At 37.8% G+C, this 26,186-nt stretch carries 26 protein-coding genes; 10 read left to right on the top strand and 16 right to left on the bottom strand.

The genetic code is table 11. The features are described from left to right. Positions 1 to 35 precede the first annotated feature (35 nt). The 3 genes from DD829_RS04235 to DD829_RS04225 are packed head-to-tail and all read left to right on the top strand — an operon-like array spanning position 36 to position 3,002. Positions 36 to 1,952: a tape measure protein gene (locus DD829_RS04235; protein WP_108409257.1), complete on the top strand. Its 1,917-nt coding sequence runs from the start codon at positions 36 to 38 to the stop codon at positions 1,950 to 1,952. After that, on the top strand, positions 1,945 to 2,454 hold the full coding sequence (locus DD829_RS04230) for a phage virion morphogenesis protein (RefSeq protein ID WP_108409256.1): 510 nt from the start codon (positions 1,945 to 1,947) through the stop codon (positions 2,452 to 2,454). Before DD829_RS04235 ends, DD829_RS04230 begins: the two co-directional genes overlap by 8 nt. Further along, positions 2,451 to 3,002, top strand: a complete 552-nt coding sequence (locus DD829_RS04225) for a hypothetical protein (protein WP_108409255.1) — start codon at positions 2,451 to 2,453, stop codon at positions 3,000 to 3,002. Before DD829_RS04230 ends, DD829_RS04225 begins: the two co-directional genes overlap by 4 nt. Here DD829_RS04225 and DD829_RS04220 read toward each other — a convergent pair whose 3' ends face one another. Next, a complete protein-coding gene (locus DD829_RS04220; RefSeq protein WP_123906801.1) occupies positions 3,003 to 3,527 on the bottom strand; it encodes a hypothetical protein in 525 nt (174 codons plus the stop codon). Between the two features lie 2 nt (positions 3,528 to 3,529). Beyond that, complete coding sequence (locus DD829_RS04215) at positions 3,530 to 3,733, bottom strand: hypothetical protein (RefSeq protein ID WP_108409253.1); 204 nt, start codon at positions 3,731 to 3,733, stop codon at positions 3,530 to 3,532. 562 nt (positions 3,734 to 4,295) lie between these two features. On the opposite strand from DD829_RS04215, the gene DD829_RS04210 reads away from it, so the two are divergent. Genes DD829_RS04210 through DD829_RS04190 form a run of 5 tightly spaced genes read left to right on the top strand, consistent with a single transcriptional unit; the run spans position 4,296 to position 14,184 of the window. Next, positions 4,296 to 5,873, top strand: a complete 1,578-nt coding sequence (locus DD829_RS04210; protein ID WP_108409252.1) for a T9SS type A sorting domain-containing protein — start codon at positions 4,296 to 4,298, stop codon at positions 5,871 to 5,873. 5 nt (positions 5,874 to 5,878) lie between these two features. After that, positions 5,879 to 9,283 carry a hypothetical protein gene (locus DD829_RS04205; protein WP_123906800.1) on the top strand — a complete coding sequence of 1,135 codons (3,405 nt, stop codon included), beginning with the start codon at positions 5,879 to 5,881 and terminating at the stop codon, positions 9,281 to 9,283. Positions 9,284 to 9,291: 8 nt separating this feature from the next. Beyond that, the gene (locus DD829_RS04200) at positions 9,292 to 12,966 is read left to right on the top strand and encodes a DUF6443 domain-containing protein (RefSeq protein WP_116547554.1); all 3,675 of its coding nucleotides are present in this window, start codon (positions 9,292 to 9,294) and stop codon (positions 12,964 to 12,966) included. Positions 12,967 to 12,968: 2 nt separating this feature from the next. Next, positions 12,969 to 13,721 carry a hypothetical protein gene (locus DD829_RS04195; RefSeq protein WP_116547553.1) on the top strand — a complete coding sequence of 251 codons (753 nt, stop codon included), beginning with the start codon at positions 12,969 to 12,971 and terminating at the stop codon, positions 13,719 to 13,721. A gap of 7 nt (positions 13,722 to 13,728) precedes the next feature. Beyond that, positions 13,729 to 14,184 carry a DUF695 domain-containing protein gene (locus DD829_RS04190; RefSeq protein WP_108410305.1) on the top strand — a complete coding sequence of 152 codons (456 nt, stop codon included), beginning with the start codon at positions 13,729 to 13,731 and terminating at the stop codon, positions 14,182 to 14,184. 68 nt (positions 14,185 to 14,252) lie between these two features. On the opposite strand, the gene DD829_RS04185 is transcribed toward DD829_RS04190, so the two are convergent. Further along, a complete protein-coding gene (locus tag DD829_RS04185; RefSeq protein ID WP_076396776.1) occupies positions 14,253 to 14,462 on the bottom strand; it encodes a hypothetical protein in 210 nt (69 codons plus the stop codon). 169 nt (positions 14,463 to 14,631) lie between these two features. Between DD829_RS04185 and DD829_RS23470 the strand changes: the two genes are divergently transcribed. Next, positions 14,632 to 14,793 carry a hypothetical protein gene (locus DD829_RS23470; protein ID WP_165796654.1) on the top strand — a complete coding sequence of 54 codons (162 nt, stop codon included), beginning with the start codon at positions 14,632 to 14,634 and terminating at the stop codon, positions 14,791 to 14,793. 149 nt (positions 14,794 to 14,942) lie between these two features. Here DD829_RS23470 and DD829_RS04180 read toward each other — a convergent pair whose 3' ends face one another. From DD829_RS04180 to DD829_RS04150, 7 genes are read right to left on the bottom strand one after another with little or no spacing between them, the layout of a single operon-like run. Next, a complete protein-coding gene (locus DD829_RS04180) occupies positions 14,943 to 15,602 on the bottom strand; it encodes a DUF3164 family protein (RefSeq protein ID WP_108410304.1) in 660 nt (219 codons plus the stop codon). A gap of 19 nt (positions 15,603 to 15,621) precedes the next feature. Continuing rightward, on the bottom strand, positions 15,622 to 15,819 hold the full coding sequence (locus tag DD829_RS04175) for a hypothetical protein (protein ID WP_108410303.1): 198 nt from the start codon (positions 15,817 to 15,819) through the stop codon (positions 15,622 to 15,624). A 3-nt stretch (positions 15,820 to 15,822) separates the two neighbouring features. Continuing rightward, complete coding sequence (locus DD829_RS04170) at positions 15,823 to 16,122, bottom strand: hypothetical protein (protein ID WP_108410302.1); 300 nt, start codon at positions 16,120 to 16,122, stop codon at positions 15,823 to 15,825. Between the two features lie 13 nt (positions 16,123 to 16,135). Beyond that, entirely contained in the window at positions 16,136 to 16,750 is a 615-nt protein-coding gene (locus tag DD829_RS04165; RefSeq protein WP_108410301.1) for an ATP-binding protein, read from the bottom strand. Next, positions 16,750 to 17,673 carry a hypothetical protein gene (locus DD829_RS04160; RefSeq protein ID WP_108410300.1) on the bottom strand — a complete coding sequence of 308 codons (924 nt, stop codon included), beginning with the start codon at positions 17,671 to 17,673 and terminating at the stop codon, positions 16,750 to 16,752. Before DD829_RS04160 ends, DD829_RS04165 begins: the two co-directional genes overlap by 1 nt. Positions 17,674 to 17,693: 20 nt before the next feature. Next, the gene (locus DD829_RS04155; protein WP_108410299.1) at positions 17,694 to 19,745 is read right to left on the bottom strand and encodes a hypothetical protein; all 2,052 of its coding nucleotides are present in this window, start codon (positions 19,743 to 19,745) and stop codon (positions 17,694 to 17,696) included. Between the two features lie 33 nt (positions 19,746 to 19,778). Continuing rightward, complete coding sequence (locus DD829_RS04150; protein WP_108410298.1) at positions 19,779 to 19,973, bottom strand: hypothetical protein; 195 nt, start codon at positions 19,971 to 19,973, stop codon at positions 19,779 to 19,781. 79 nt (positions 19,974 to 20,052) lie between these two features. Here DD829_RS04150 and DD829_RS04145 point away from each other — a divergent pair, with 79 nt between their 5' ends. Continuing rightward, positions 20,053 to 20,766: an XRE family transcriptional regulator gene (locus DD829_RS04145; RefSeq protein WP_165796653.1), complete on the top strand. Its 714-nt coding sequence runs from the start codon at positions 20,053 to 20,055 to the stop codon at positions 20,764 to 20,766. A 590-nt stretch (positions 20,767 to 21,356) separates the two neighbouring features. Here the strand turns inward: DD829_RS04145 and DD829_RS04140 are convergent. The 6 genes from DD829_RS04140 to DD829_RS04115 all read right to left on the bottom strand — a co-directional run bounded on the left by DD829_RS04140 (position 21,357) and on the right by DD829_RS04115 (position 25,888). After that, on the bottom strand, positions 21,357 to 21,566 hold the full coding sequence (locus DD829_RS04140; protein ID WP_108410297.1) for a hypothetical protein: 210 nt from the start codon (positions 21,564 to 21,566) through the stop codon (positions 21,357 to 21,359). A gap of 161 nt (positions 21,567 to 21,727) precedes the next feature. Continuing rightward, positions 21,728 to 21,940, bottom strand: coding sequence for a cytochrome C551 (locus DD829_RS04135; protein WP_076394778.1), 213 nt, complete (start codon positions 21,938 to 21,940; stop codon positions 21,728 to 21,730). A gap of 209 nt (positions 21,941 to 22,149) precedes the next feature. Next, positions 22,150 to 23,775, bottom strand: coding sequence for an L-glutamate gamma-semialdehyde dehydrogenase (gene pruA / locus DD829_RS04130; RefSeq protein ID WP_108411183.1), 1,626 nt, complete (start codon positions 23,773 to 23,775; stop codon positions 22,150 to 22,152). 363 nt (positions 23,776 to 24,138) lie between these two features. Beyond that, complete coding sequence (locus DD829_RS04125; protein WP_108411184.1) at positions 24,139 to 25,242, bottom strand: DNA topoisomerase IB; 1,104 nt, start codon at positions 25,240 to 25,242, stop codon at positions 24,139 to 24,141. A 12-nt stretch (positions 25,243 to 25,254) separates the two neighbouring features. Further along, positions 25,255 to 25,398 carry a phosphatidate cytidylyltransferase gene (locus DD829_RS04120; RefSeq protein WP_228408121.1) on the bottom strand — a complete coding sequence of 48 codons (144 nt, stop codon included), beginning with the start codon at positions 25,396 to 25,398 and terminating at the stop codon, positions 25,255 to 25,257. A 52-nt stretch (positions 25,399 to 25,450) separates the two neighbouring features. Then, a complete protein-coding gene (locus tag DD829_RS04115; protein WP_108411185.1) occupies positions 25,451 to 25,888 on the bottom strand; it encodes a DUF6526 family protein in 438 nt (145 codons plus the stop codon). Positions 25,889 to 26,186: the final 298 nt, after the last annotated feature.

Raw genomic sequence — 26,186 nt, 5'->3', positions numbered from 1 at the left:
TACCACCGGCACAACGAACATTTTTATTACCTGTTATGAACGGTTTACAATATGCACTGGATCTGATCGACCGCTCGTTTTCCAACGGGATCAGCCGCGCACGAAATGAAACAAGGGGGCTTGACAATGCCGTCAATACTGCCAACAGCGGGATCGGGAGGTTAAGAAATACCGGGCAAAGCACTTTTAGCAGTCTCGCGCAGTATGCAAAGAGTGCCGGGATTGCCATTCTTGCCGCCCTGTCAGTGGGTGCGGTAATCAACTTCGGAAAAGAGATCACCGGGATTACTTCCAAATTCGAGGGGATGGAAAATGCCATTGTCTTTGCCTCCGGTCAGCAGGGGGCAAAAAACATGGCGTTTCTTGATACGGCAATAAAAGACCTTAACCTTAATATGGAATCTTCTTACAAGGGATTTCAGACTTTAACAGGATCCCTCAAAGGGACTGCCCTCGAAGGACAGGCGACACGGGATATTTTCGAAGCGGTCGGAATTGCCGCTTCGGTGATGAACCTGTCGGCGGAGCAGAGCGAAGGGGCATTTTTAGCACTTTCGCAAATGGCTTCCAAAGGGAAAGTTTCTGCCGAGGAACTCAGGGGACAGTTGGGGGAAAGGATTCCGGGCGCGTTGGGGATTGCTGCCCGTGCTATGGGAATGACGCAGGCACAGTTTAATCAAATGTTAGACAGTGGTAAAATTATGGCGGAAGATTTTCTGCCCAAATTTTCAAAAGAATTAAAAAACACTTTTGAGGGGGGCTTGCCTGCCGCCATGAACTCGATGCAATCCGCGATCAACAGGCAGGAAAATGCTTTAACACAGTTTAAGCTTAAAACCGGAGAAACATTCCGTCCGCTGATCATAGGAATATTGGATGCCGGAAATTACCTTTTCGGGTTTCTCTCGGAGATGATGAACTACACCGAGCCGGTTAAAAATGCCCTTTCAGGGGTGGCGGAAGCTTTTCAGCCCGTGATTGACGCGATCCGGAATAGTGGCTTTCCAAAGCTTTCGGGGGAAACCAACTTTGCGAAATTGGCAATGGAAGGCATCGCCGGGGTAATCAGGTTTTTAACACCGCTTCTGGAATTGCTTTTTAAAATTATCGGCGGGGTTGAAACTGCATTTAATTATGTCCGAAAAGCTTTAATGGAAAACATTACGGCAATGTATGAGTCAGGAAATGCGGCGCAGCTTCTTTCCAACGTCATAGGAGTGCTGACGCGGGTTTGGGAGCTTATTGCTCCGGCAGTTCAGTATGCCGGTGAAATACTGGGGGGAGCTATTGGGGTCATACTAAAAGCTGTTGATGCTATTTTCGGAATTATCAACGCCTTATATGCATGGGAGAAAAAAATTACCGTCATTCAAAGAGTATTAAACGCATTTACCGGAAACGTACATTCTGTTTTTAAAAGCATTAGAGATATTGCGGTTAATATTTTAGGAGGCGTAGGCGATTTACTGGTGGGCATTTTTACCCTTGATACCGATAAAATAAAATCGGCACTTTCCAAAGGCTTTAATGTTATAAAAGAAACCGGGATTTTAATTCCTAATGCGATGAAAGGAGCTTATGAAGGATGGAATAAAGAACTGGAAAAACCGGTTAAAAAAGCCGTTAAGATCACGACTCAAAACAAAATAACTGCAGCTGCCGGTATTCCGCCGCCTTCCGGCTTGGTGCCACCGGATGGAAAACCTGCCGCAGCTTTGGATCCGCAAAACGGAGGATCCGCGAAAGGTAAAAAGGATAAAGCCAAAAATTCCCTGTCCGGTACCGGAACCGGCGGGGACGGAAAAAAAATGATTTTCAATATTCAGTCCTTTGTTAAGGAATTGACCATTAAGACCACCAACATCAAAGAAAACCCGCAGGAGATCAGAAAAATTCTGGAACAGATATTTAATGAAATGATCGCCGATATAGAAATCAGAGCCAATGCGTAGAGAGAATAATACTCAGGAGTTTGACAGGCTCCGGGCAAAATACAGGAATTTTAAAAGAACCATTCCGCAGAAAGCCGCCATTACCATGGTGAATTTCTTTAAACGAAATTTTAACGTTGGCGGCTTTGTGGATGTTCCTTTCCAGAGATGGAAAAAAAGCAGCTATCCCGGAGCGAGAACCACAATGGTACGTTCCGGGAATACGCGAAGGGAAATTAAAAAAATACAGGTATCTGAATCGCGCGTGGTCGTGGGAATAGGGAACCATAACCATTATGCCAAAATCCATAATGAAGGGGGAAAAATTCTGATCACTCCAAAGATGCGCAGGTTCTTTTGGGCAAAATATAAGGAATCAGGAAAAGAATACTGGAAATGGCTCGCCCTCACCACAAAAACACACATTGATATCCCGCAGAGAAAATTTATTGGCGATTCAAAAGCACTCGAAAAAACACTGGATCGGATGATACTGTCAGAACTTAAAAAAATAATCTCATGAGTATAAAAGGAATTGTATTTAAAGAAATATCCGACCATCTGGAAGCTCAGGTGGAGGAATTGATCTATATTGATAAAGACCGCGGGCAGATTGAAAGAGAAAATATTGTCATGGTTCCCAAACCCGCTGTTTTAATCGCGTTTATGCGTTTCGAGTGGTCAGACATGGGAAATGGAATTAAAGAGGGAAAAGGCATTGTCCGTGTGCGTGTAATTTGTGAGAATTATGCTGAAAGTTATACGGGGAGTATAGATCAGGAACTGGCATTGGCTTTTTTTGATCTTAACGAAAAAGTGGATGCCGCTCTGGAGGGTTTGAGCGGCACAAAATTCAGTGAATTAAAGAAGGTAGCTGACGAGGACGACCTGGATCATAATAATGTTATTGTAACGGTTTACGAATATGAAGCAACGATTACCGACGATACGAAGGCACACAGCTCCAAAATGATTAAAGTGGATGCCGAGCCGATTGTGAAATATATTGCAAAAGAAAACCTGCCGGAAAAGCAGGTTAATATTCAGTCTGATTTTATTGTTAAAATGTAACTATTTATAATAATCTTTTGCCGTGGTAACGACTATTTTTGACTGTCCGTTGGTTCCTACTGAGAGGGCAGCAACATCGGACAAAAAACGAGTCGTCACTGTTTCTCCCGGTTTGGTATCCTTAAAGTTGATGGCACGGCTCCAAAAGTTTACATAAAATTTAATGATATATTCAGTGTCACCCCAGATTTCAAGTTTGGTTATGATGGGCTGACTGTATCCTTTTACCTTTTTACCAGTCCAATTTATATAAGCCACTCTGGGCTTTTGGTTTCCCGATGTAACCTGTTCTATATATTTCCATTTTTGATTTAAAACATCAAATTTTGTTTTAAAAGTTTCATCATCTACCATTCCAATCTTATGAAGTAACTCTGATACGGCGGGAAAATTATTACCTGCTTCAATATTAGTTAATAATGTTTCGTATTCATTCCCTGCAGCTGCGTAAATATTGTCATCGGTTAAAGAAGTCTGAGAATAAAAAATATTTGGAAATAGTAAAAGGATTATTAGTTTTTTCATCATTACAGGTTTTTATAATGTCCGGTTTTTCTGATAATAAGCCAGATGGTATCTCGTTCCAGTGATCCTATATACTCCTCTTCAAGTAATCCCAGCGCATAATCACTGTCGTAATGTTTCGTATCGGTATAATAAGCGAAGCGTCTGCGAATACGGTCGTTTCGCTTGATTATTTTGTCCTGTTTTGTAAGTTTTACTTCTGCCATAATTACAAATGTAAAAAGTATTCTCTTTCTATGCAAGCCGGCTTTTTTTCCGGTCAGGTGATCTTAAGTTCAAAATTACCGTAAAAATACGGTGATTCTGTTTTAAGAAATATTACTTACATTTGAAGCATAATTTTAACGAAACAAGCGTAAGTTTCTATCATTAAGGTAACAGAAAACTCGGAATCTTCTATACAACCTGAAAATGATAGGCTTACGCCCGTGCATCTATATGGCGCGGGTTGTAAGTCATATCTGGTTGTAGGGCATCCGAGTGCCTCTGTTACTGATTGGCTTCAACTCTGCGCCTTTCTTTATTATTACACCTGAAGATTTTTTGCAGTTGAAATGCATTTCAATAAAATACGACACGTTCTGCCGTTCTGTGAATATATCTTTGTCACCAAGAAAAAAATAACATTTAAAACAAGCAAAATGGAAATAAACAACCGTTCAGGATAAAATAATTCTGATAAATCCAAACCCAAAATATGGGGTTTTTACGGATTGCAAGTAACAAACAAATAAAAATATATTAGCAACTTAAAATTTGATATTCACAATGAAAAAAGATTATTCAGGCGCACTTCTCTTGTGCGTACTCCTGGGAGGTTTTTCTTCTGCCCAGGAAGTGGTCTGGCAGAGAGATATCCCATCTTCCACGCAGGAGTTTCTCTCGCAAATTACCCCGACCATCGACCAACAGTATTTAATTACAGGCAGCAGCATCCATTCCGACAACAGTCAACCATCATTTGGCAGCCAAAAGCAGAACAACGGTTACGATCTTCGTCTGATGAAATTGAATCAGCAGGGAGAGACTGTCTGGGAAAAATATTTCTCGGGCAACAATCACGATTTTGCAGCTTCCACGGTCAGCACTCAGGATGGAGGATTTGCAGTACTTGCTACGTCCAGTTCTTCAAAAGGGTTGGATAAAAAGGAGGATTCCAAAGGCGGCAGCGATTTTTGGCTGATCCGCATCAACGAGTTCGGTGATGAATTATGGCAGAAAACCATAGGCAGTGCTGCGGATGAAGAAGCTAAGGCGGTGATTCAGACCACGGATATGGGGTTCTTTGTCGCTGGCAATGTGCAGAACTCACCGAAAGGCTACGGTTCGAAAGATGTTCTGGTTGTACGGCTGGATAAAAACGGGAAGGAACTATCCCGATTGGTATTAGGAGGTAAAGGATTGGATGAAGTGGAAAAAATGATTCCCACCAAAGATGGAGGAGCCTTGTTAGGGATCTATTCGAGAAGCAATCTGGGTGATTCAAAAAAGACCGAAAATTATGGCGAAGGGGACTATTATATCATCAAATTGGATAAAAATAATAAGGTTCTTTGGGAAAAGACTTTCGGAGGAAAAGGCGACGATCATGTAAGAACACTGGCTTTAACATCGACAGGATATTTAATCGGCGGGGAGTCCGGATCGGAAAGATCAGGAAATAAATCAGTAGGTATCGAAGACGGAACCGATTTATGGTTGGTTGCTATTGATTTAAACGGAAATGAGCAGTGGCAGAAATCTTACAGCTTTAAAAACAGGGATGTTCTGATGGGAATGAGTGTCATTGCCGGGAAGCAGGAAGACGGAGGCGTGAAGTCTAAAGGCATCCTGCTGGGCGGTTACACACAGGCGGAAGGCAGGATTGAAAATGATGATGAGACTTTCTGGATGCTGTATCTGGACCAGAACGGAAATGAGCAGTGGAGAAAGCACGTGAAGGGAGAATCCCGAAAAAAAGAGGAACGGTTATCTGATATTAAGCTGAACCGTGACGGATCGATTGTACTCGCAGGAACCAGCGCAGAGGAACTGGGAAAAGAAAACTGGAAGATTGTGAAGCTGGGTGATAAACAGGTTGACCAGCTGATCGAAAAGCAGGATATCAAAATCTACCCGAACCCGGCAACGGATTATGTGTATGTGGAGCTTGGATTTGAGAGCTTGAGAGAAGGAGCGTTTGAAGCTGAGATCGCGGTATATGATATGGGCGGAAGAAAACTTGAAACGGTAAAAACGAAAAATAAAGTCACCAAAATCAATACGCAGCCGCTGATTCAGGGGGCGTATCTGGTGGTGGTGAAAACCAGTGATAAAACGGCGAATGCTAAAATGATTAAAAAATAATACAAATGAAAAGAATAAAAGTTAGTATCGCGCTATTAGCGATTATTAATAGCCATTTTATTTATGGGCAGTATACTGCAACACCTCAAAGAAACACAAATATTTTGCCTCCCGTTTCTGCGAATGCATATCAGCTGAGTAAAGTTGCTGATATTCCTATGGATTTATACAGAGGTAAAGCAAATGTCTCTTTGCCTATTTATTCAATAGGACTTGGCAGTGTCAACATTCCTATAAATATTTCCTATAATACAGGGGGAATAAAACTCAACGAACAAGCAGGAACAACTGGGCTTGGATGGAGTCTGAATATTCCGGGGAACATATTTAAAAGTGTGAAAGGTCTGGAAGATGATAATTTTCCGGTATACTTTAAAAATTTTAGTGAATTACAAAATATAAGCACATTAAACATTAGTAATTATACAGGTTATACACCTGAAAGTACACTTCAGAATAATGATTTGATCCAGGGAATTTTAGATGGAAGAATAGACAGTAAACCTGACATTTATAAATATTCACTGGCTGATTTCAGCGGATCATTTATTATTAAAAATAATATGGGAATTCCTATTCCAAATGACAGGAATAAAATTCAGAAACTTGATGCTTCAAATTTCCTGATCACTGACGATAAAGGGGTGCAATATTATTTCAAAAGTTTTTCTGCAACCCTGACAAACTCTCCTGAGGGATTGCCTTCTTCCGGAATTAACAGCTATTATGTGATAAAAATAGTTAATACTGATGGACAGGAAGTAAATTTTGAATACAATAAAAACTACAATTATTCAGAACAGAATATTATTGAATCGGATTATTTTAAAACATATATACAGGCTTCAGCAAGCGGCGCTGTTCCACAGGTAGAGGTTCCACCTTATAAAAAGGAAACATATACTACAAATCATATTGATAAGCTTATTACCAAAATTAAATTTCCGGAGGGAGAGGTTAATTTTATCTATAATGACGATGCGGGATATTCTATTGGCGGAGCACTCTATAGGAAAGATATTGTTAACGGAATTGCATTAAGAGAAATTAATATTAAAAACAAAGCGGGAAGAGATATTGAGAAATATCAGTTTGATTATTCTTATTTTGTTTCTAATTATCCTGATGAAATTCCTGAAAAATACAGATTAAAGCTGACCGGGGTTCAAAATGTATTACAGGCTAATTCGTATGCATTTGAATATGACGAAACGATTCCGTTTCCAATCAGAGGAAGTTCGTCAGATGACCACTGGGGATATATCAATTCTTTGTTGAATGAGAGTAATATCAGAAATCTGCCAAACAGTCTTAAAAGCGATGATCTTTCTTCCGGAAACGCTTTGCCTGAAAATGTTTTAATCAATATAGACGGGACAAAGACCTATAACTATCCGTATGGAAGAGACAAAAATTCTAACGAATATGCTAAAATAGGAGTTTTAAAATCCATAAAATACCCAACCGGAGGGAAAAAGACATTTACTTATCAAAATAACTCCATCCAAACAGTTAGGGAGGAAATAGAAAACAGGCAGGAAGACATTTTTATTTACGAAAATAATCCATCTGTTTCACCATTAGGATATATGCAGACAACAGTTAATTTACCTCCTACTAATGACCCCGTATATAATTTGAGTAATTTAAAATTCAAATTAACCTATGGAAATACATGCCTTAATAACGTCCCACAGGATCATGATGTGATAACGGAAAACTCCTGCACGGGTACCGCAACATACAATAGTCCCGAATCCCCATTGTCAACATCTTACCATACTACCAAGACTCTTCCTAACATGCCGGGCATGCCTATTACACTAAAGCTTAACAGACTAGGAGATTGCAGCTGTTCTTTTGCAGTTACCTATACCTATGATAAGAAAAATACTTCTATTGAAGAGGCAAAAGTCGGCGGGCTTCGTATTTCATCTATGGAGGACAGGGATGAGAATAATAACCTGATGAAGAAAATTGATTATAAATATGAGAAAAATGATCCATTAACAAATACAACAATCAGTTCAGGGATATTGGAAAGTCCTGTGCAATATTTAAAAAAAATTATCTTTAATCTGGACTTCTTATCCAATAACTCTAACATCTACAATCCTCCTGTCTTTCCTTACTTTTACTACCAAATAAGCAATAACGGAAATGTAAAAAACTTCTTCGGAGCGGACAATATTGTGGGATATACCTATGTAAAAGAAACGCAGAATGGAAAAGGAAGTATAGAATATGAATTTTCAAATACTTTTGAAGGTAATTATTCATTTATTCAAACAGATCTTCCTGATATTTACAATAGCTGGAAAAATGGATTGTTACTTGGCAAGAAAATTTTTGATAATAACAGCAACCTTCTGCAGCAGGTAAAAAACAAATATAATTTTGATACGCGGAAAAATAATAATTTTGGATTCAATACATCGGGTCTCAACCCTGAAGTTGCTTTTTTTGGAGCGAATTTAGAAATCAGAAAAAATTTACTAATAAATCCTAGTAACGGTCCTCAACAATTCGTTTATTCCATTTCTCCAGAAATCTTTTTCGGAGAATCAGCTGATGTTCAAAATTATGAAGTGGAACGTACTGATTATGTTGGAAGTTCTGCTCTTGTATCAAAAACAACAAATACATTTACGCAAGACCTCTCTTTAAGTCCTGTTATTAATATCATTGGATCTAAAAATAGTACCCCGGAAGGGATTATTCAAAATACCACTTACGCCTACGCCCACGAAAAAAACAACCAGCTGATGATCTCTAAAAACATGATCGGCATTCCACTGGAAACCACCGTTACGCAAACCGTTGGCGGTGTTACCAAAACTCTGGGCAAAACAGAAACGGTGTATCCGACAGCTCTTTCTACACCACAGACCGGAAATCTGGTATTGCCATTGTCTGAGAAGTCGTATGATAAACTGAATAGCACGATGTCCACGGATGTAACCTATGATAAATATGATGATAAGGGAAATATCGTTCAGTATACCGAAAAAGATGGAACTCCTGTAACTATTGTATGGGGGTATAATCGGACTGAACCGATTGCCACTATTGAAGACATCACCTATGACCAGCTTACGGCTGCCGTTTCAACCAACGCTATTGTTTCTGCTTCTAACGATGATGCTTCTGATCCAAACAAGGAAGGTCTTCTTTTAAATGCGCTGAACGATTTCAGAAAATTACCGGCTCTTTCAGGAAAGAAAATAACAACTTATACGTATGATCCACTTATAGGAATAACCAGTAAAACTTCATCACTAGGAGTTAGACAAATATTTGTCTATGATATAGCAGGGAGACTAAAAGAAGGAAATATCAGAGGAAAAAATAATGCAGGATCATACATTCAGGAAACTTCTCAAAAGAATAATTACAAATTCAAACAATAATCACAGAAATGAAAAAATATTTAATATCAAAAGGATTATCCTTGTTAGGCGTATTGCTCGCAGGGATATCTTTTGCACAATCCAATGAAAATTATGTGCAGTCCATCACATGTCTAAATCAGGATTGTACAAAAAAATCGGAAACCATCACTTATTTTGACGGTTTGGGAAGACCTAAGCAGATCATTAATGTAAAAGCCACTGCTACCGGAAAAGATCTGGTCATGCCGGTAACGTATGACGGATTCGGAAGACAGGCAAAGAATATATTGCCTATTCCTGTGGCTTCTCAAAACTCTTCCATCCACACCGGAATTACCGATGAAACCGCTGCCAATGCATATTACGGCGTTTCCAATGCTTTTACGGAGAAGGAAATTGAAAACTCCCCTTTAGACAGGGTATTGCAGGAAGCGAATCCGGGAGAGGAATGGAAAATGAGTTCGGGAAAGACAAAGAAATATAAATACGAAACCAATATAGGAAATGAAGTTAAAGCTTTTGTGACAAACACTTCAACCAATACAGTGAGCGGTGTTTCCAATACGGTTTCTTCAGTATCACTTTCTTCTGCCAATTCAGGATTTTATCCGGCAGGAACACTGTATAAAAATACCGTTACCGATGAAGACGGAAATTCTGTTATCCAGTTTGAGAACGGAAGAGGGCAAACAGTTTTGATCCGTAAGAACGACGGTTCGCAAAACATCGATACCTATTATGTCTTTAATGAATATAATCAGCAGGCTTTCATCATCACACCGAAGGCGGTAAAACAGATCGAAGATAACAATAACCTGATTACAGATGCGATTTTAAATGAACTTTGCTACCAGTACCGTTATGACGGGCAAGACAGAGAGGTGGAGAAAAAATTGCCTGGAAAAGACTGGCAGTTTACAGTATACGATAAACAGGATCGTCCGGTTTTAGCGCAGGATGGTCTTTTAAGAACAACCACCAATAATTTCGGAAGCAAAGGCTGGCTTTTCACCAAATATGATGAATCCGGAAGAGTAGTTTATACCGGTTTTTTTGCCAATACCGCTACAAGGCAGGCAATGCAAAGCGCATTGAACAATATGACGGCGAATGCATATAATAACGAAAAAAGAACGACTACATCTTTCAATTTGCAGGGACTTGATGTGTATTACAGCAAACAGGCATTTCCAACTGGAAGCATGACCCTGCTTTCGGTTAATTATTATGACACCTATCCGCCAGAAGCTCCGGCGGTTCCTCAGACTATTTTAGGACAATATACCCTGCCCCAGACACTGGATGCCAATAATGATGCTTCTACCAACGGAGTTCTCACGGCTTCTTATGTGAAAAATATTGAAGACAACAACTGGACGAAAACCTATAGTTATTACGATTCTTTTGGCAGGGTAATTGCCACCAAAAGCACCAACCATCTCGGAGGATATACCAACACTGAGACAGAACTGGATTTTACAGGAGTTCCTTTAAAAACAAATACCTTCCACCTCAGAAAGCAGGGCGAAACCGGAGTAACGGTTATGGAAAGATTTGTATATGATGACCAGAACAGGCTTCTGAAACATTTTCATCAGGTAGACAGCAATCCTGAAGAACTACTCGCAGAAAATACCTATAACGACCTCTCGCAGATTGTAAATAAAAAAGTAGGCTCTACTTCGGGTTCTGCGCCTCTACAGAGTATTGATTATAATTACAATATCCGTGGCTGGCTTACCGATATTAATAAGAACCAGATGGCAGCTGCCGATCTTGGCGGAAAATTATTTTCCTACAAAATAAAATATACCAATCGTGAGGGAATCCAGAATCCGGATTCTTCACAGTTCCCGGGGAAAAATGTAGTTCCGAAATACAACGGGAATATTGCGGAGGTAGACTGGAGAGCCGTAGAATCTATTGGTGCAAATCCATCAACTACCCCGAAAAGATATGGGTACGCGTATGACAGGTTAGACAGGTTAACGGCAGGCTTTTACCAGAATCCGCAGAGTCCTTACAGCAAGGAAAATATGGAGTCTCTGACGTATGACCTGAATGGGAATATTTCCAGCCTTTACAGGACTTCGGTGATGGAAAACGGAAGCAGTACGGCGACGGTAATTGATAACCTTACCTATGACTACACCGGAAACAGGGCAACCAAAATTAAAGACATCAGCGGAAACTCTACCGGATATGAAGGAACAGCGGGAAATACTATTGGGTATGATGTGAACGGAAACATGAAAAATATGATCGATAAAAGCATTACAGCTATCGGTTATAATTATCTGAATCTGCCTAACTCGTTAACGATTAATCTGGGACAGCTGACCACTGATATTGCTACAAAATATAGTGCAGACGGAAGCAAAGTAAGAAAAGAAACTACGAAAACTTCGGTAGGAATTGCAGGGACAACTACCACTAAGGAAACGACGGATTATCTGGACGGTTTCCAGTATTTCAGTACAACAGGCGGAAATACAGGCGGTGGCGGAAGTACGGAAATGATGATGGCTTCAAGAGCTTTTGAGCCGCAGGCTTTTAGCTTAGTTGATCCTACAGGTACCAGTACACTGCTTACCATAAAGACTCCCGACTTACAATTCTTTCCGACAGCAGAAGGATTTTATGATTATGTAAAAAATCAATATATTTACCAGTATAAAGATTTACAGGGAAATGTAAGGCTTTCTTACGCAAGAAATAGCGCAGGAGCTCTTGAGATTGTCGACAATAATGATTTCTACCCATTCGGGATGAATCATCTGAAAACGGGGAATGCATATTTTGGAGGGGGATCCTACAAAAACTACAAATTCGGGAAAAAGGAATTACAGGAATTTGGAGCCTATGATTTCGAAGCGCGTATCTATTGGCAAGATTTACCAAGAATGGGACAAATGGATCCATTAGCGGAAAAAATGCCAAGTTGGTCACCCTACGCCTATGGATTTAATAACCCAATTAGGTTTGTGGATCCCGATGGAAATGAACCCCTAGATACTGTAGAAGATTGTTGCAGTGAAAAATCAAACTTTCAGTTACAAAGAAGTGATGCCGATGATGCAGCTGCTTTGGTAGAAATGATTGGAGGTGGAATTCAAAGCGCAAGAGCGGCAGCTGCAAATTTAGCGGGAACCTTAATAAATTCTGTAACAGGTGATAAGTATAGAAACAGATATGAAGTTGATGGTGCGACTTTAATTTTAGTAACAGGTGTTCCGAAGCAGACAACTAAGGAAAAACTGGTTAATTCTGCATGGGACTTAGGAACACTTGCCTTAACTGCTGCAGGAGGTCCAGAAGGTGCCTTAATGGCGCAAGGAGGAAAAGCACCTGCTATAAAAGCTATCGAAGAAGTTAGATCGGCTGTAAAAGCTGTCAATGGGAATTCAAAAGCGAGTACAAGGGCTCAACACGTTTATGGGATTGTCAATAAAACTACTTCCGGAGTAGAAAAAGTTGGAATAAGCGGAGGTAAGATTTCCAAAACCGGGAATTCATATCGAGCAACTTCACAAGTTAGTAAATTAAACAAACAAGGTGGAAATTACACTTCGAAAATTCTAAAAAATATTCCTGCTGGACCAGGTGCGAGAACAAAAGCGTTAAAGGCAGAACAACGACTTACAAATAAAAATAAAGCCACAATAAATGAAGCTATTCATAAAAAACCTAAACCTCAATAGTTATGACATTATATTATATTTCAATAGGGTTGGATTATGATAAATATTCAAAAAATGAAAATAAATATCGTTATGATTTTCAATTAAGAACACGATTCATAAGTAATTTTTTTTCGAAAGCAGTACGTAAGCTTAGATTTAAAACTGATGGTACTTTTAATATGATTTCCATTGCTTTACATGAAGGAAAAATTGAACAGCCTATAATTTCTTTGATAGATGTATTGAAAGTAGAATTGCCTTTTGATAGAAATCTTTATGAAAAAGTAAAAGATACTCAAGCTTGTAATTTTTATCTTGACTTATTAGAAGAAGGCTTTAAAAATGCATCAAAATTTAAAGCTATACCATTAGATGAACTCTTACGTTTAATCTCTGAATTTAGAATTGGTAATTGTAAGAATGAATGGTTGTTAAAAAAGAAAAAATTCAAAGAAAAAGATATAGAAATTATACTAACAGGTGAATTTACTACGAATTACTTTCAAGTTGTAACAACTGTTAATCATCTTTCAAAAAAGAAGGAACTTGTGAAGGGAATTATCGTAAGAACAGAACCTGATGAAATAATATTTGAAAATCTGATTAAAGATTTTAAGCTTATTGAAGATCAGATCGAAATCATAAATAAATTTGATGATGTGATACTAACAATTGATATAGATAAATTATTTGAAGGAATTTTAGATTTCAATGTTATAGGTAATAAAAAATTCAAAAAGGATTTATCATATAGACTTAACATGCTAACATAATTAAATAATGACAGAAGATTTAAGAAATATTATTACAGAACAAGATGAATGGTCGATTGCAGAAGGTGAAAATAATCAGCATCTTTTTATTTTAAGATTTAGACCTCATTTGCTACCTTTTGTAAAAACACAGAAATACAATAATAGATTGATTGTTTTATTGGAATATAAAACCATTACAAGTGATCTATTGCCTTCTGATGATCAATTAGAACTGTTCGAAAGAATTGAAAATGATATAATAACTGAAATTGAAAATAATTTATCATCGGTCTTAGCATTTGTATATACAGGGAATGGTAAAAGAGAATGGCACTTTTATACCCAAAACATACAAGAAGCCGAGCACAAAATTAATAAAGTTCTCGACCGTATTAACTATTCAGAAACAATTCAATTACAAGAGGAAGAAGATCCAGAATGGCAGGAATATCATTCGGTTTTATTAGGAGCAGAAGATTAAAAGTAATACATAATTTCCTTAAAAGAAATTAAATGACTCAAATAAAATCATCATAAAATCAAAGCCACCTATTTGGTGGCTTTGTTATTTTGCAGCTCAATTCTTTCTTTTTCCAGAACTTCCGCCATTATTTTGGCTTGTGCAGTACAGTCTTTTAATTCGGCTTTTAAGCTGTCAATTGTTTTGTTTTTAGCTTGCAGGGTTTCCTCTGTTTTCTTTTGTTCCATACAGGAAAAAGAAACTACAGAAAGAAATAGTAAAAGATATAATTTCATCATTGTAATTTTAAGATATGGCTAAGATAGATAAAAAATCACTTCCTTATTATGCAGTAAGGAGCAATTTATAGCAGAATCTACTTGCTTTATATAAAAGCGGTAAGTTATATTTGCTTTAATAAACAACTCAATATGAGGAATTTATTTTAATTAAACAAGAAACGAAATTATGAGAACAGCGGTTTATTTCAATCAGGCTAAAAATGAAACCTATGAGCTGGGAGGAGTTGCAAATATGCAGCAAGCGTACGATCTATATAAATTTGTTTGCAGTAGAAACAACTGGAACCCGGCAATGTTTACCAATGAAGTTATAGTAAGATTGAAGTAGGAATACTCCACATAAATAAAATACTCCCTTATTAGCTTTGCCAATAAGGGAGTTTATTTTAAATTAACCATTATTATTGTATTTATGGTATTCTAATTTTGATAAATTCGGGATTTTCCCGATAATTTTAAACGTTGAAATTGTAAGTATTACAGAGCCGAGAAGTTGAGTTCTATCCTTTCAAATTTACCCTCTTCATTCTGTTTCTCGAAATCATATTGGTAGCCTTTCAGGAAATTGCTGTAACTCTGTTTTAAAAGCCTTAACCCTTCTTTCCACCTTGGATCATCAAAACGCGTTTCATGGCTTAGTAAATTCATTACACTTGCATAGTCCAGATCACCTTTCTTATTTTTCACCAGAAACCCGATCAGCATTTCAAATAAATCCCGGTCTCTCTTTTTAACGGTATCATAGAGGAAAGCGTGGATAAGTTCCAGAGCCTTGGTGCTTCTTTCATCCCATGTAGGCTGTGTATCCCTGCGACGCTTAATTCTGATCGTTTTATCGCTGTGCATTAAGGTAAAGCCGCCTTTAGAATTGCTACGGATTTTTCCGTATTCATTTAATTTCTCCTGGTGTTTTTCCATCTTGGCATGAGTAAGCTTTTTCAATAAACACGATTTGCTTTCAACTTCAAGGGCTAAGGCAATCAATTCTCCCATATCACTGTCCCTTTCGGCTTCATAGGCGCGTTTTTCGTTTTCCTGTTGTTCCGTCTCCATTTTTCTTTTATGGTTAAGCACCGCTTCCATTTCTTCTGCAGACAATTCGTTAATTGGTCTTTCTAAAAGTTCATTAATATTCATAATTTGTTATTTTTGATAATTAGTTCTTTTGTATTAAGTTGTCGATTTTCTCCTTTTTTTCGTCGCGTTTTCCATCTTTATACCCCTTATCGTAGGCTTTCTTTGATTCGCCGTTTAAAAGGGCTACATTCTTTTGATGAGCCTGTATTTGCTGCGAGACGGTTGTTGCCAAAGTGTAATTTTTCAAAATCTCGTCCAATAATTCTGTGGCTTCCATGTCCTAAAATATAAGTTTGGTTAAATCCGGCTTGTATTCCGGGAAATAGTTTAAATAATTTTCAGCTTCAACCCACAGGTCTAACTCCGGATCATGGAAATACTGAAAGCGGTCTTCCCCGTAATGCATCACCGGTGGTTCCCAGTTTTCGTTGATGATCCACTCATACGCTGCCAGAATTTTGGGCGTTGTAGAGTTAAATTTCTCTCCTCTGTACAAATGGATCCTTACCCTTTCGCTCCAGTCTAAAAACCTGACAAGGCTGTCCAGTTGTAGAATTTTTAATAATATGTCTTTGTTCATTGTCTTTCTTATTTTATTTTGTTCCCCAATAAAGGTTTGCTTTTTCTTCGTTGATCATTAAGGTACCTCCCGGACACCTGCCAGAAATAATGGCTTTTAGTCCTTCTGCCTGAATGATGATTTTAGCGAGCTTTCTCCATGTTGTTGCCAGAGCATTGTCCGGCAGTCCTTTTACTTCGTGACAAACCATTATTATTAATTTATTGGAATGGTTCTTTTTTAATTCTGATACCATCTTCCTCGTGATCTCGTCCCTGTAAATTGTTGAATTATCTATAAAAATGATTTTAGCGCATTTCCGGGAGCTAAAACGAGCCTGAAGCTCTGCCCACGGCTCGTAATCTATAATGTGAAATTTTTTGTCTTTGTCTGATAATCCCGCAAATTTCATGGCGGCGATAATGTCCTTCGATAATCCTTCTTCTGCGGATACATAAAGCACTTTTCCAAATGTGGTAAGGTATTTAGCCAACATCATGGCAAAAGTTGATTTTCCGTTCTTTTCTCCTCCACCCAAGTACCAAAAACCGGTGGTTTCCGGTTTTCCAAAAGCTTGAAGCCAAAGTCCAGTAAATTCAAACAGTTTAAACACAATGGAAAACGCTTGTTTTACTGATAGTGCCTTCATTATTCTCTGACCTTTAACAGTGTTTCTAAATATCTGAGTGATTTGATACGTCCCCCTTGTTCCCCTTTTTGCTTTCCTTCAAATGGATTGGCGACTTTGACCATACATTTTTTTACCACTTCGTTAACCTCATTTTTATTTTTCAGGTTTACATAGGCTACGTCCCCGAACAGCTTCAAATAAAATTCTTTTCTCTCCTCAGGATTTTTCGGAACCAGTGTTACGAAGTCATCGGAGAGACGGCTGAAAATTTCCGCAAAGCCCACTTTATGATTGTTGATTCCTTTGGTAATCTTTGCACGTAACCCGTCGGCTCCCATAGCGTACCAAGTACAGTTATGCTTTGTGGCATTCATAATCCCTTTTAATTCTAAATAGGCATTGTATTCTAAATCTCCGAACTCATCCACGCAGACAAAGGGATTTTCAATGATATTCAAGGCATATTTTACCGTTTCCAGGATGTCATAATATTTTCCGGTGATATCACAGCCTAATGCGGCAGCCAGTTGCTTTACAAAGCGTATTTTAGTCTGCGACTGGGAACAATCCACATAAAAAGCATTTTTCATTTTGGAGACAATATCCATTGCACAACGTGTTTTTCCGATCCCGCAATCATCAACTAAAATCATTGATGTTTTTGTAGCCTGGCAAAAATTAAAATTGTCTTCCATCGCAAGGTAAACCTCTGTTTTTACCAATTTCATTTCGTAGTCATTCTTTGCCGTTTGGAATTTACTGCCTATATTCAGCCATTGTCCCAATGACAATATATTCTCAATCATTCCGTCTTTTATTTGACCGTATGCCATGCTGTCGATACCCAGTGATTTTGCATAAGCGGTATCTGTTCCTTTGAATTTTTCCCTGCCGTTAAGTACTGCAGTACGGATGTTTTGTTTTTGTTCTAGTGTTATCATATCTATTTTATTTTGGTTTGTTAAAAATTGGCTGCCCAACTTCTCACAGTTGATGTATTCGAGTTGTGGTTATAGCCGCTTTCCTCAGCGTCTGTGAATACTTCCTCCGGGGTATTATTATTAGGCGTATATTTTTTTCGACCCGCAATCTGAAATTTATTGTTCAGTGTTTTTTTACGGTGGTCGATAATTAAGACCTGATCAATTTCACGTTTACGCTGAGCCATGAATTTGTTAACTGTGTTCTCGTATGCACTCATTAACCTGCGGTTGATTTCGCCCTGCTCGTCTCTTTCGTGAATTGATCTTGAATATTCCGGCTGTGGAACCAAATCACAAAGCATCAAATCATCATAATAGATCATCGCTTTTAAAACATTCCCGTCGTTCCCGTCAAGCCAGTAAATTGTAAACTCTTTGCCATTAACATACTTCAGGAGCCTTATTAAATCATCACCCAGCGCAATTTCACCGTCCAGTCCTAAAACAAAAGTTGTATTTCTGAATTTGATAATTCCTGCATTACAGCTTGATGTTTCCGTTTTACCAATGTGAGGAAGGATTGCCGTCCAATTGGTTGGTTGTGTATTTTTGTTCTGCATCTCACAAAATACCTCCCATCGGGTTTTATCAGTATGAACGGAATGAGGCATATTGTTCCATGTTTCAATATCGTTGAGCGATTGGTCTACAATTGTATCAAAAGGGATAATAATTTCTTCTTCTCCGCTTTTCTGATTTTCTTCTTTCAGGGCGTGAGGTCTTGCCATCCATCCTAAACGGCTTTTTTCATGGCGGTATCTTAATTCCTCAAATTTTCGCTCTACAACTTTTGACCTTGCACGGTTCTTATAGATGTTCACCCGGTCAAACATTGCCCCGTTACGTAAGAAAGTGTCCTTAAATCCGCTGTTTAATGAACTTTCGCATTCCAACCCAAGCGGAAGATTAAAGCCCCATTCTGAGTAGTTTCTGACCATTTGGCGGTAAAACTCAATAATAATTCCTTTTTTATCCTTTCCCCAAACCCAACAAGTCCACGCTTCGCTTCCCACATCGATCCCCATATAGAACCAAGGACGTTTCCTGTTGTCATTATACATAAATGGAGGCTGTCTGTCATCTATGGAAATCAGCGTTCCCGCTTCCTTAATTTTGGTTAGCTTATGAGGTGGGGTGAACTCCTGCATCAATTTCTGGCGGTCACCGGAACGCTTGGCAAAGGTTCCGATTTTGTTTTCCCATTTCCCAAGCCATGCAATAATTGAATTGTCGGACATTTCCCTGAAATTTGGATTGGTACGGTCATACTGTTCTCCGGTTTCTTTACTGATAATATCCAGTTCGCCATTTAAAAAAGCCTGATATTGATCTGCCACTTCTGTACGTGAAGGTTTATAATCCTGTCCTGCAAACATATCATTCAGTAAAGCCATCATTTCATCTGTCATTAATTTTCGGTTCTGGTTTTTCAGTTTACCGGAAATCAGGCTTTCAAAATTGAGCCCTTCGTCAAAAGAATGAAAGAAAGGTTTCCACACCCGGTCAAAGCCTCTATGGGATGAAGGGATGGTGTGGGTGGTGTTGTACACCTTTGGCAGAAACTCATTAAATGTCGTAACATCTGTAATGATAGAGGGCATTAGCCCGCGTCCGGAAGTTTTTTTTAATTTCTTCCACTCGGTTAAACGCGCCTGTCTTAATCTTTCGGCTGCAATAAGTACACTGGCGTTGGTGATATATTCCTCTTTGAAACTTTCTTTTAACGGTGTACCGTCCTCAAATCTGAAATCGGTATAATAACGTACTGCTGTGGCATCAAATTCAAAAAAAGAAAGTAAAGGGTGTCTCATTTTGCGCGGATCACCCATGCTTTCCTGTACATCTTTTGAAAGACTGTCAAAGTCAATATACATCTGCCTGCCATTGCCTCCCTTCTGAACTTTTTTAATTCCGTATGGTAAATTTTTGTATCGATGGATTTCAACTTTAAGTGCGCTGAGGGTATTGTAATATTTTGGTATTAATTCGTCCTTCGTAACAACTAATATATTTCCCCAATTGTGTGGCATAATCTCTTTTTTTAACGTGTTAATAAATCTATTCTAATCTATTTGTAAGTTTTTTCTGTAGTCTAATACAAATTTCTTCCGGTTTTCTTGTATCATACCCATTGCTTTTACTGCGGCTTTTTCGTTCCGCTTGAATCTTTTACGGGCTGCGTCTGAAGAGACACATAATAATTCTCCAAGCAGCTGATAGTCGCCATAATAAATTTTTTCTTTTTGCTTATTTTCCATGATAAATCAAATTTTTGTTATAAATTTGTTCAAATGTCCTGACAAAGATATACAGAACTTTCTTAATAACAAAATTAAAATGAAAGAAAATACAGAAGTTTCTTCAAGATTACAGAAAATACTTGATTTTATCGGACTTAACGCTCCTGAATTTGCTAAGAAATTAGATTACAATAGACCCCAGACTATTTATGATATCCTAAGCGGTAAAGCAAAACCAAGTTTTGACTTCTTTCATAAACTTGCCAATTCAGAATATTCTGATTTATTTGATTTCAAATGGTTTGTTGATGGAAAAGGTGATATGATCAAAGAAGAACCTATTATAACGCCTTTGAGTATCAATAGAAAGACAAAAGATGGAATTATTGAAAATCAGGAAGTACCCTTTTATGATTTTTCTGCTGTGGCAGGGCTTCAGGCATTGTTTGACAGCGGAGCTCCTCACAAAGCACTGCAAACCATTAAAATTCCCAATCTTCCAAAATGTGACGGGGCTATTAATGTAACCGGTGACAGTATGTACCCGCTTTTAAAATCCGGTGATATTATTCTATATAAGCAAATTACGGTGGATGATATATTTTTCGGTGAAATGTACTTGTTAAGTATTCTTACTAAAGGGCAGGAGGAATATGTAACAGTCAAATATGTACAGAAATCAGAACTCGGAAATGAATGGGTGAAATTGGTAAGCCAAAATCCACATCATCAACCAAAAGACTTTAAAATAAAAGACATTACTGCCATTGCATTGGTAAAAGCAAGTGTTCGATTTAATACAATGTTTTAAATTGTTGATAATCAGCACAAGGAGCTTAAAACCCGATGTCCCTATACCCCCTTGAATAATTTAAAATGATGCTTTTTTTGATCTTTTTTAACCCTTATATACATCTGAATCCGGTTAAAAAAAACGGGTTTTGTAACCCCAACTGTAACCCCAACTGTAACCCCAACTCAAAAAGCATCATTTTAAGGGCAAATCTACAAATACAGAAAATCCAGTATTTTTTTTTCATCAATATGATCAGATATTTTTATTTCAACACATGAAAACGCCTTATTACAAGGTTTTTATGTAGAATAGTAAATTTGTTTCTATGAGAAAATAAAAAGCCCCGAAAAGGGGCTGTATGATGGCGGAAATCTCTTTTTAATAGTAATAAAATGGTAGCAAATAGTAATTTTCCGGCGTTTCGTTTTTTCTCAATCCGAGGGTTAAATATACCCAAAATCCTTTTATTAATGGGCTTTTTCAGCTTTTTTTGCGTATTAATCAATTTCGCTTTTTCGTTTTAAGGGGAGTAGGTGATTGCCCGGTTTTTTTCAGTCAAGTTTTTTTAAGTACAAAACCGCAGCTTTTTTTGCGGTTTTGTTTTTTTATTTCATTTTTGTAGAATCTGAAGCCGCTTTTGTACTGTCTGAAGGGGCAGCAGTAGTTTCTGAATTGGCAACGGCAGAATCTCCCATTCTGTTTCTTAAAGAATCTTTGTTGTGCTCTTCTTTAAATTCTTCCCTGTTTTCTTTCTTATCGGCACAGCTTCCTAAAAACAGCAGTCCTAAAACTGCACAAATCCATAATTTTTTCATAGTAAATTTTTTAATGTTTAGTGTATATCAAATATAATGATTTAAAGTAAAAAGTAAAAAGTAAAAAGTAAAAAGTAAAAAGTTCTTTTTAAACTTCTGAGCATTAAAAATCCCCAGAAAATTTTCTGAGGATTTTGAAATTTTTAATTTAAAATTCTGTGCTATTTTACAGTAGTGCTTGCAGAATCCATTTTCATCTTCATACTGTCCGGATTAGCTTTTGCCGTAGTCATGGTGTCTGTTGTGGCTGGAGCAACGGCTGTTGTATTATCCACCATTGTAGAATCCGAATTGGTGGTCGACATAGAAGACTCTTTTGTACCGCAACTTACTGCGAATATTCCGACTGTTGCTATTAACAATAATTTTTTCATAATATTTTATTTTGGTGTGATTGTAACACGAGTAATTCAATTATTATTCCGAAAGTATTGGTAAGCCTATTAAATTATCAATAAAATAAATTAAAAAGTGTTAATAAATCTCTTATCAATCAGTGATTTAAGAAAAGAAAAAGCCCCGAAACCAAAATTCCGGGGCTGTATTGATATAAGAACAACAATTATCTATTGTTCCTGAATGATTATCCTAAATACGGATATTTATAATCTTTAGGAGAAACAAAAGTTTCTTTGATAGATCTTACAGAAGTCCATCTCAGTAAGTTCATTTTAGAACCTGCTTTGTCATTTGTTCCTGAAGCTCTACCGCCACCGAAAGGCTGCTGACCAACAACTGCTCCTGTAGGTTTGTCATTAATGTAGAAGTTTCCGGATGCATTTTCCAATGCTTTGAATGCTTCATTTACCGCATAACGATCCTGTGCAAAAACAGATCCCGTTAAAGAATATGGTGAAGAAGAATCTACCAACTGTAAAGTTTCAGCCCATTTTGCATCTTCATAAACGTAGATGGACAAGATTGGTCCGAAGATTTCCTCAACCATACTTTCGTACTGAGGATTTGTAGTTTCAATAACAGTCGGGTGTACAAACCATCCTTTAGAATCGTCTGTTTTACCGCCGATTACAACGTTTGCTTCATCTGAAGCATTCGCTCTGTCAATATATCCTTTACATTTTTCAAAAGAATTTTTGTCAATTACCGCATTTACAAAGTTAGACGGATCTTCAGGAGAACCAATTTTGATGGAAGCAATCTGAGTTTCCATTACTTTTTTCACATCTGCCCAAAGAGACTGAGGAATATATGCTCTGGAAGCCGCAGAACATTTCTGTCCCTGATATTCGAAAGCACCTCTTACCAAAGCAGTTGCCACCGCTTCCACATTTGCAGAAGGATGCGCAATTACGAAATCTTTCCCTCCGGTTTCTCCAACGATTCTTGGATACGTTCTGTAATTATGAATATTGTCTCCGATCATTTTCCACATTCCCTGAAAAACTTTCGTAGAACCTGTAAAGTGAAGTCCTGCAAAATCTCTGTGCGCCAAAACTTTCTCAGCCGTTTCTTTTCCATCTGTGAAGATCATGTTGATAACCCCTTTTGGAAGACCTGCTTCCGTAAGAACGTCCATGATAACTTTTGCGGAATAAACCTGCTTATCAGAAGGCTTCCAAACCACTACGTTTCCAAGCATTGCCATACAGGTCGGTAAATTTCCTGAAATCGCTGTAAAGTTGAAAGGAGTTACTGCAAAACAGAATCCTTCCAATGGTCTGTATTCCACTCTGTTCCAGATTCCTGCATCAGAAACCGGCTGTTCAGAATACATTTCCGTCATAAATTCTACGTTGAATCTTAAGAAATCAATGAATTCACAAGCAGAATCAATTTCAGCCTGATGAACATTTTTAGACTGTCCGATCATCGTTGCTGCATTAATAACGTCTCTGTAAGGTCCTGCCAAAAGATCAGCCGCTTTTAAGAAAATAGCTGCACGGTGTTCCCATCCCAGTTCGTTCCATTCTTTTTTCGCAGCCAGCGCAGCGTTTATCGCATCATCTACATGCTGCATGGTTCCTCTGTGATAAAATCCGAAATCGTGCGCATGATCCTGAGGCGACTGAAGCTGAACTTTATCTCCTGTTTTTACTTCTTCACCATTGATGATCATTGGGATTTCGATCTTTTCTGCCCACATTTTTTTGTACTGGGCGATCAGACTTTTTACTTCCGGAGTTCCCGGTGCATACGAATTTACGGGCTCGTTTACTGCAAATGGTACTTGCGAAATTGCTTTAGACATATTAGTTGTATATTTTTATTTGCTAATGATACAAATTTACAACAATTATTTGGGTCGGAGAGAATGTGTGAATGGTCAATTTTGCTTCGCAAGTGAATTGTGAATTTTTGAATATAGCTGAAAATCGACAGGCATGAGGAATTGACAATTCACCATTGGTTTTCACGGTTAACAGTCAATTTTGCTTTGCAAGTGAATTGTGAATTTTTGAATATAGCTGAAATTGATAAGATTAACGGATTGACAATTCACCATTGATTTTCACGGTTAACAGTCAATTTTGCTTCACAGGTGAATTGTGAATTTTAAAATATAATTGAAAAATTGACAAGTATAACGAATTGACAATTCACCATTGATCCCCTACATTTTCTCAGTTTCTAAAATTTTTAAAACTAATTTTTCTTCCTGTGTGAGATCTGCTTTACCATCGTTTTCCTCTATCTGTTCAAGCTCATCAAGATATTTTTTGATGGTGTTGTTCTCATAAAGATTAATGACCAAAGGATGAACATAATATTTTCTGCATACCGTACTTGTATTTCCAAGATGGGAAGCAACTATTTCAAGGGCTTCTTTCACTTTTTTCTTGTATTCTGTATGCGTTTCTGCATAGCCGATTTCCTTAAAAGCAATTAAAGCATTTACTGTTCCCGACCATGTTCTGAAATCTTTCGCCGTAAAATCTTCACCGCTGATTTCTTTAATATAATCATTCACCATTCCGGAGTCTACAGTGTGGCGGTTTCCTTCATCATCAATGTACTGGAAAAGTTCTCTTCCGGGAATATCTTTGCACTTCTGTACCAGTCTGGAAAGCCTTTTACTTTTCAGATCAATATCATGCATTACGCCTTTTTTTCCTTTAAAATGAAAAATTATTTTCTGTCCCTTAACCTGAACGTGCTTCTCCTTTAAAGTCGTTAAACCGAAAGAACCATACAGTTTTTCATATGCATTATTGCCAATTCTTATGTTGGTTCTCTGCATTAAACTTACGATCAGTGCAAGAATCTTTCTTTTTTCGAAATTTCTTAAGGCTAAATCTTTCTCAACCTGCAGGCGAATATCCGGTAAAGCATACCCAAACTGAAGCATTCTGTAAAACTTCGTGTGATTTCTCAGGGCACTCCAAAGCGGATGATAACGGTATTGTTTTCGTTTTTTAACATCAAAACCGGTTGCCTGAAGATGGCCGTTGTCCAAAGCGCAGATCCATACATTTTCCCAAGCCGGAGGAATAACCAGTTTGTTAATTCTTGTAATTTCTTCTTTGTCTCTTATTTTTTCGCCGTCTTTGTAGTAAGAATATTTTTTTCCGGTTTTCTTCCGTGTAATTCCGGCTGTTTCTGCATCGGTGGTATATATAAGATGTACCGCCTTTGCAGATGCTACCGGATCTTTCATAATTTTTACGATCTTCGAAGGCTTCAGATGTGAGATGAGTTCTAAGTCTGAATTTTCCATAAGATGATTTGGTTAAGAGTTCCTACCCCTTGAAAACAGCCATAAAATAATAGCTATTACGGCGACTACTACGATAATTCCCCACCACATTCCTGCTTTAAAGATCGTTTCTACTGCTTCGCAGCTTGTTAATGTCAGCAGACAAAATATCATCATACTGTATAAGCTCCATTTTTTCATAATAATTTATTTTTTGGTGTTTATTATTTTATACTCTGTGATGGTCTGCGCGCCATCTTTTTATTGATCTCTTGATTTCGTCGCCCGAAATATTTTCATGTAATGCTTTATACAAAAGCTCTTTAAATTCATCATCATAAGCGAATCGTAACGCTGCAATCTGGTCAAAATTCAGCTTACCTTCAACCTCATCAGATCTCTGCTGGAAAAGTTCGTAATACCTCTGTTTAAATTCTAACCGAACCAATCGGTTCTGAAGAACCAGAGCATAATGCTGTCTCAGCATAATCGCAAGATAGAAAAGAAGAAAAATAAAAGCAGAAAACAGAATCCAGATCAATTGGTTGGTTTCATCATTAAAGATTTTATAAATGCCAAATATTTCCAATCCCATAAGCAATGGAAGATAAATGAAATGATGCGGCGGATAAAATTTTCTGTGATTTTTGTAATTCTGACTTTCCATATGGTGTAAGTAAGCAATAACCTTTCCAAAATGTTAAATTTTAACAACAATTGATTCTTGTGGTATCTGAATATTGCTGTTTTCTTACATATAATTCAGAATTTTTGATCTTTCCTCATTATAAAAACGGATTATTTTTCAGAAGCTTTTTCCGGCTTTCCGCACTCGCTGTTTATAGTTTTTGGATTTGCGGCGGCGGAGCCGCTAGTCATGGTCGGAAGAAATCCGACCTCTTTTATGTTTTGAAAACTTTGTCTGGATTTCCTCCTGCAAAAATGATTAATACAGCTGTAATCAT

Origin of the sequence: Chryseobacterium sp. HMWF035 (genome assembly GCF_003094695.1) — a bacterium.
GTDB lineage: Bacteria > Bacteroidota > Bacteroidia > Flavobacteriales > Weeksellaceae > Chryseobacterium > Chryseobacterium gambrini.
The sequence above is the reverse complement of the archived record's forward strand: the minus strand, read 5'-3'. Positions and strand labels throughout refer to the sequence as shown.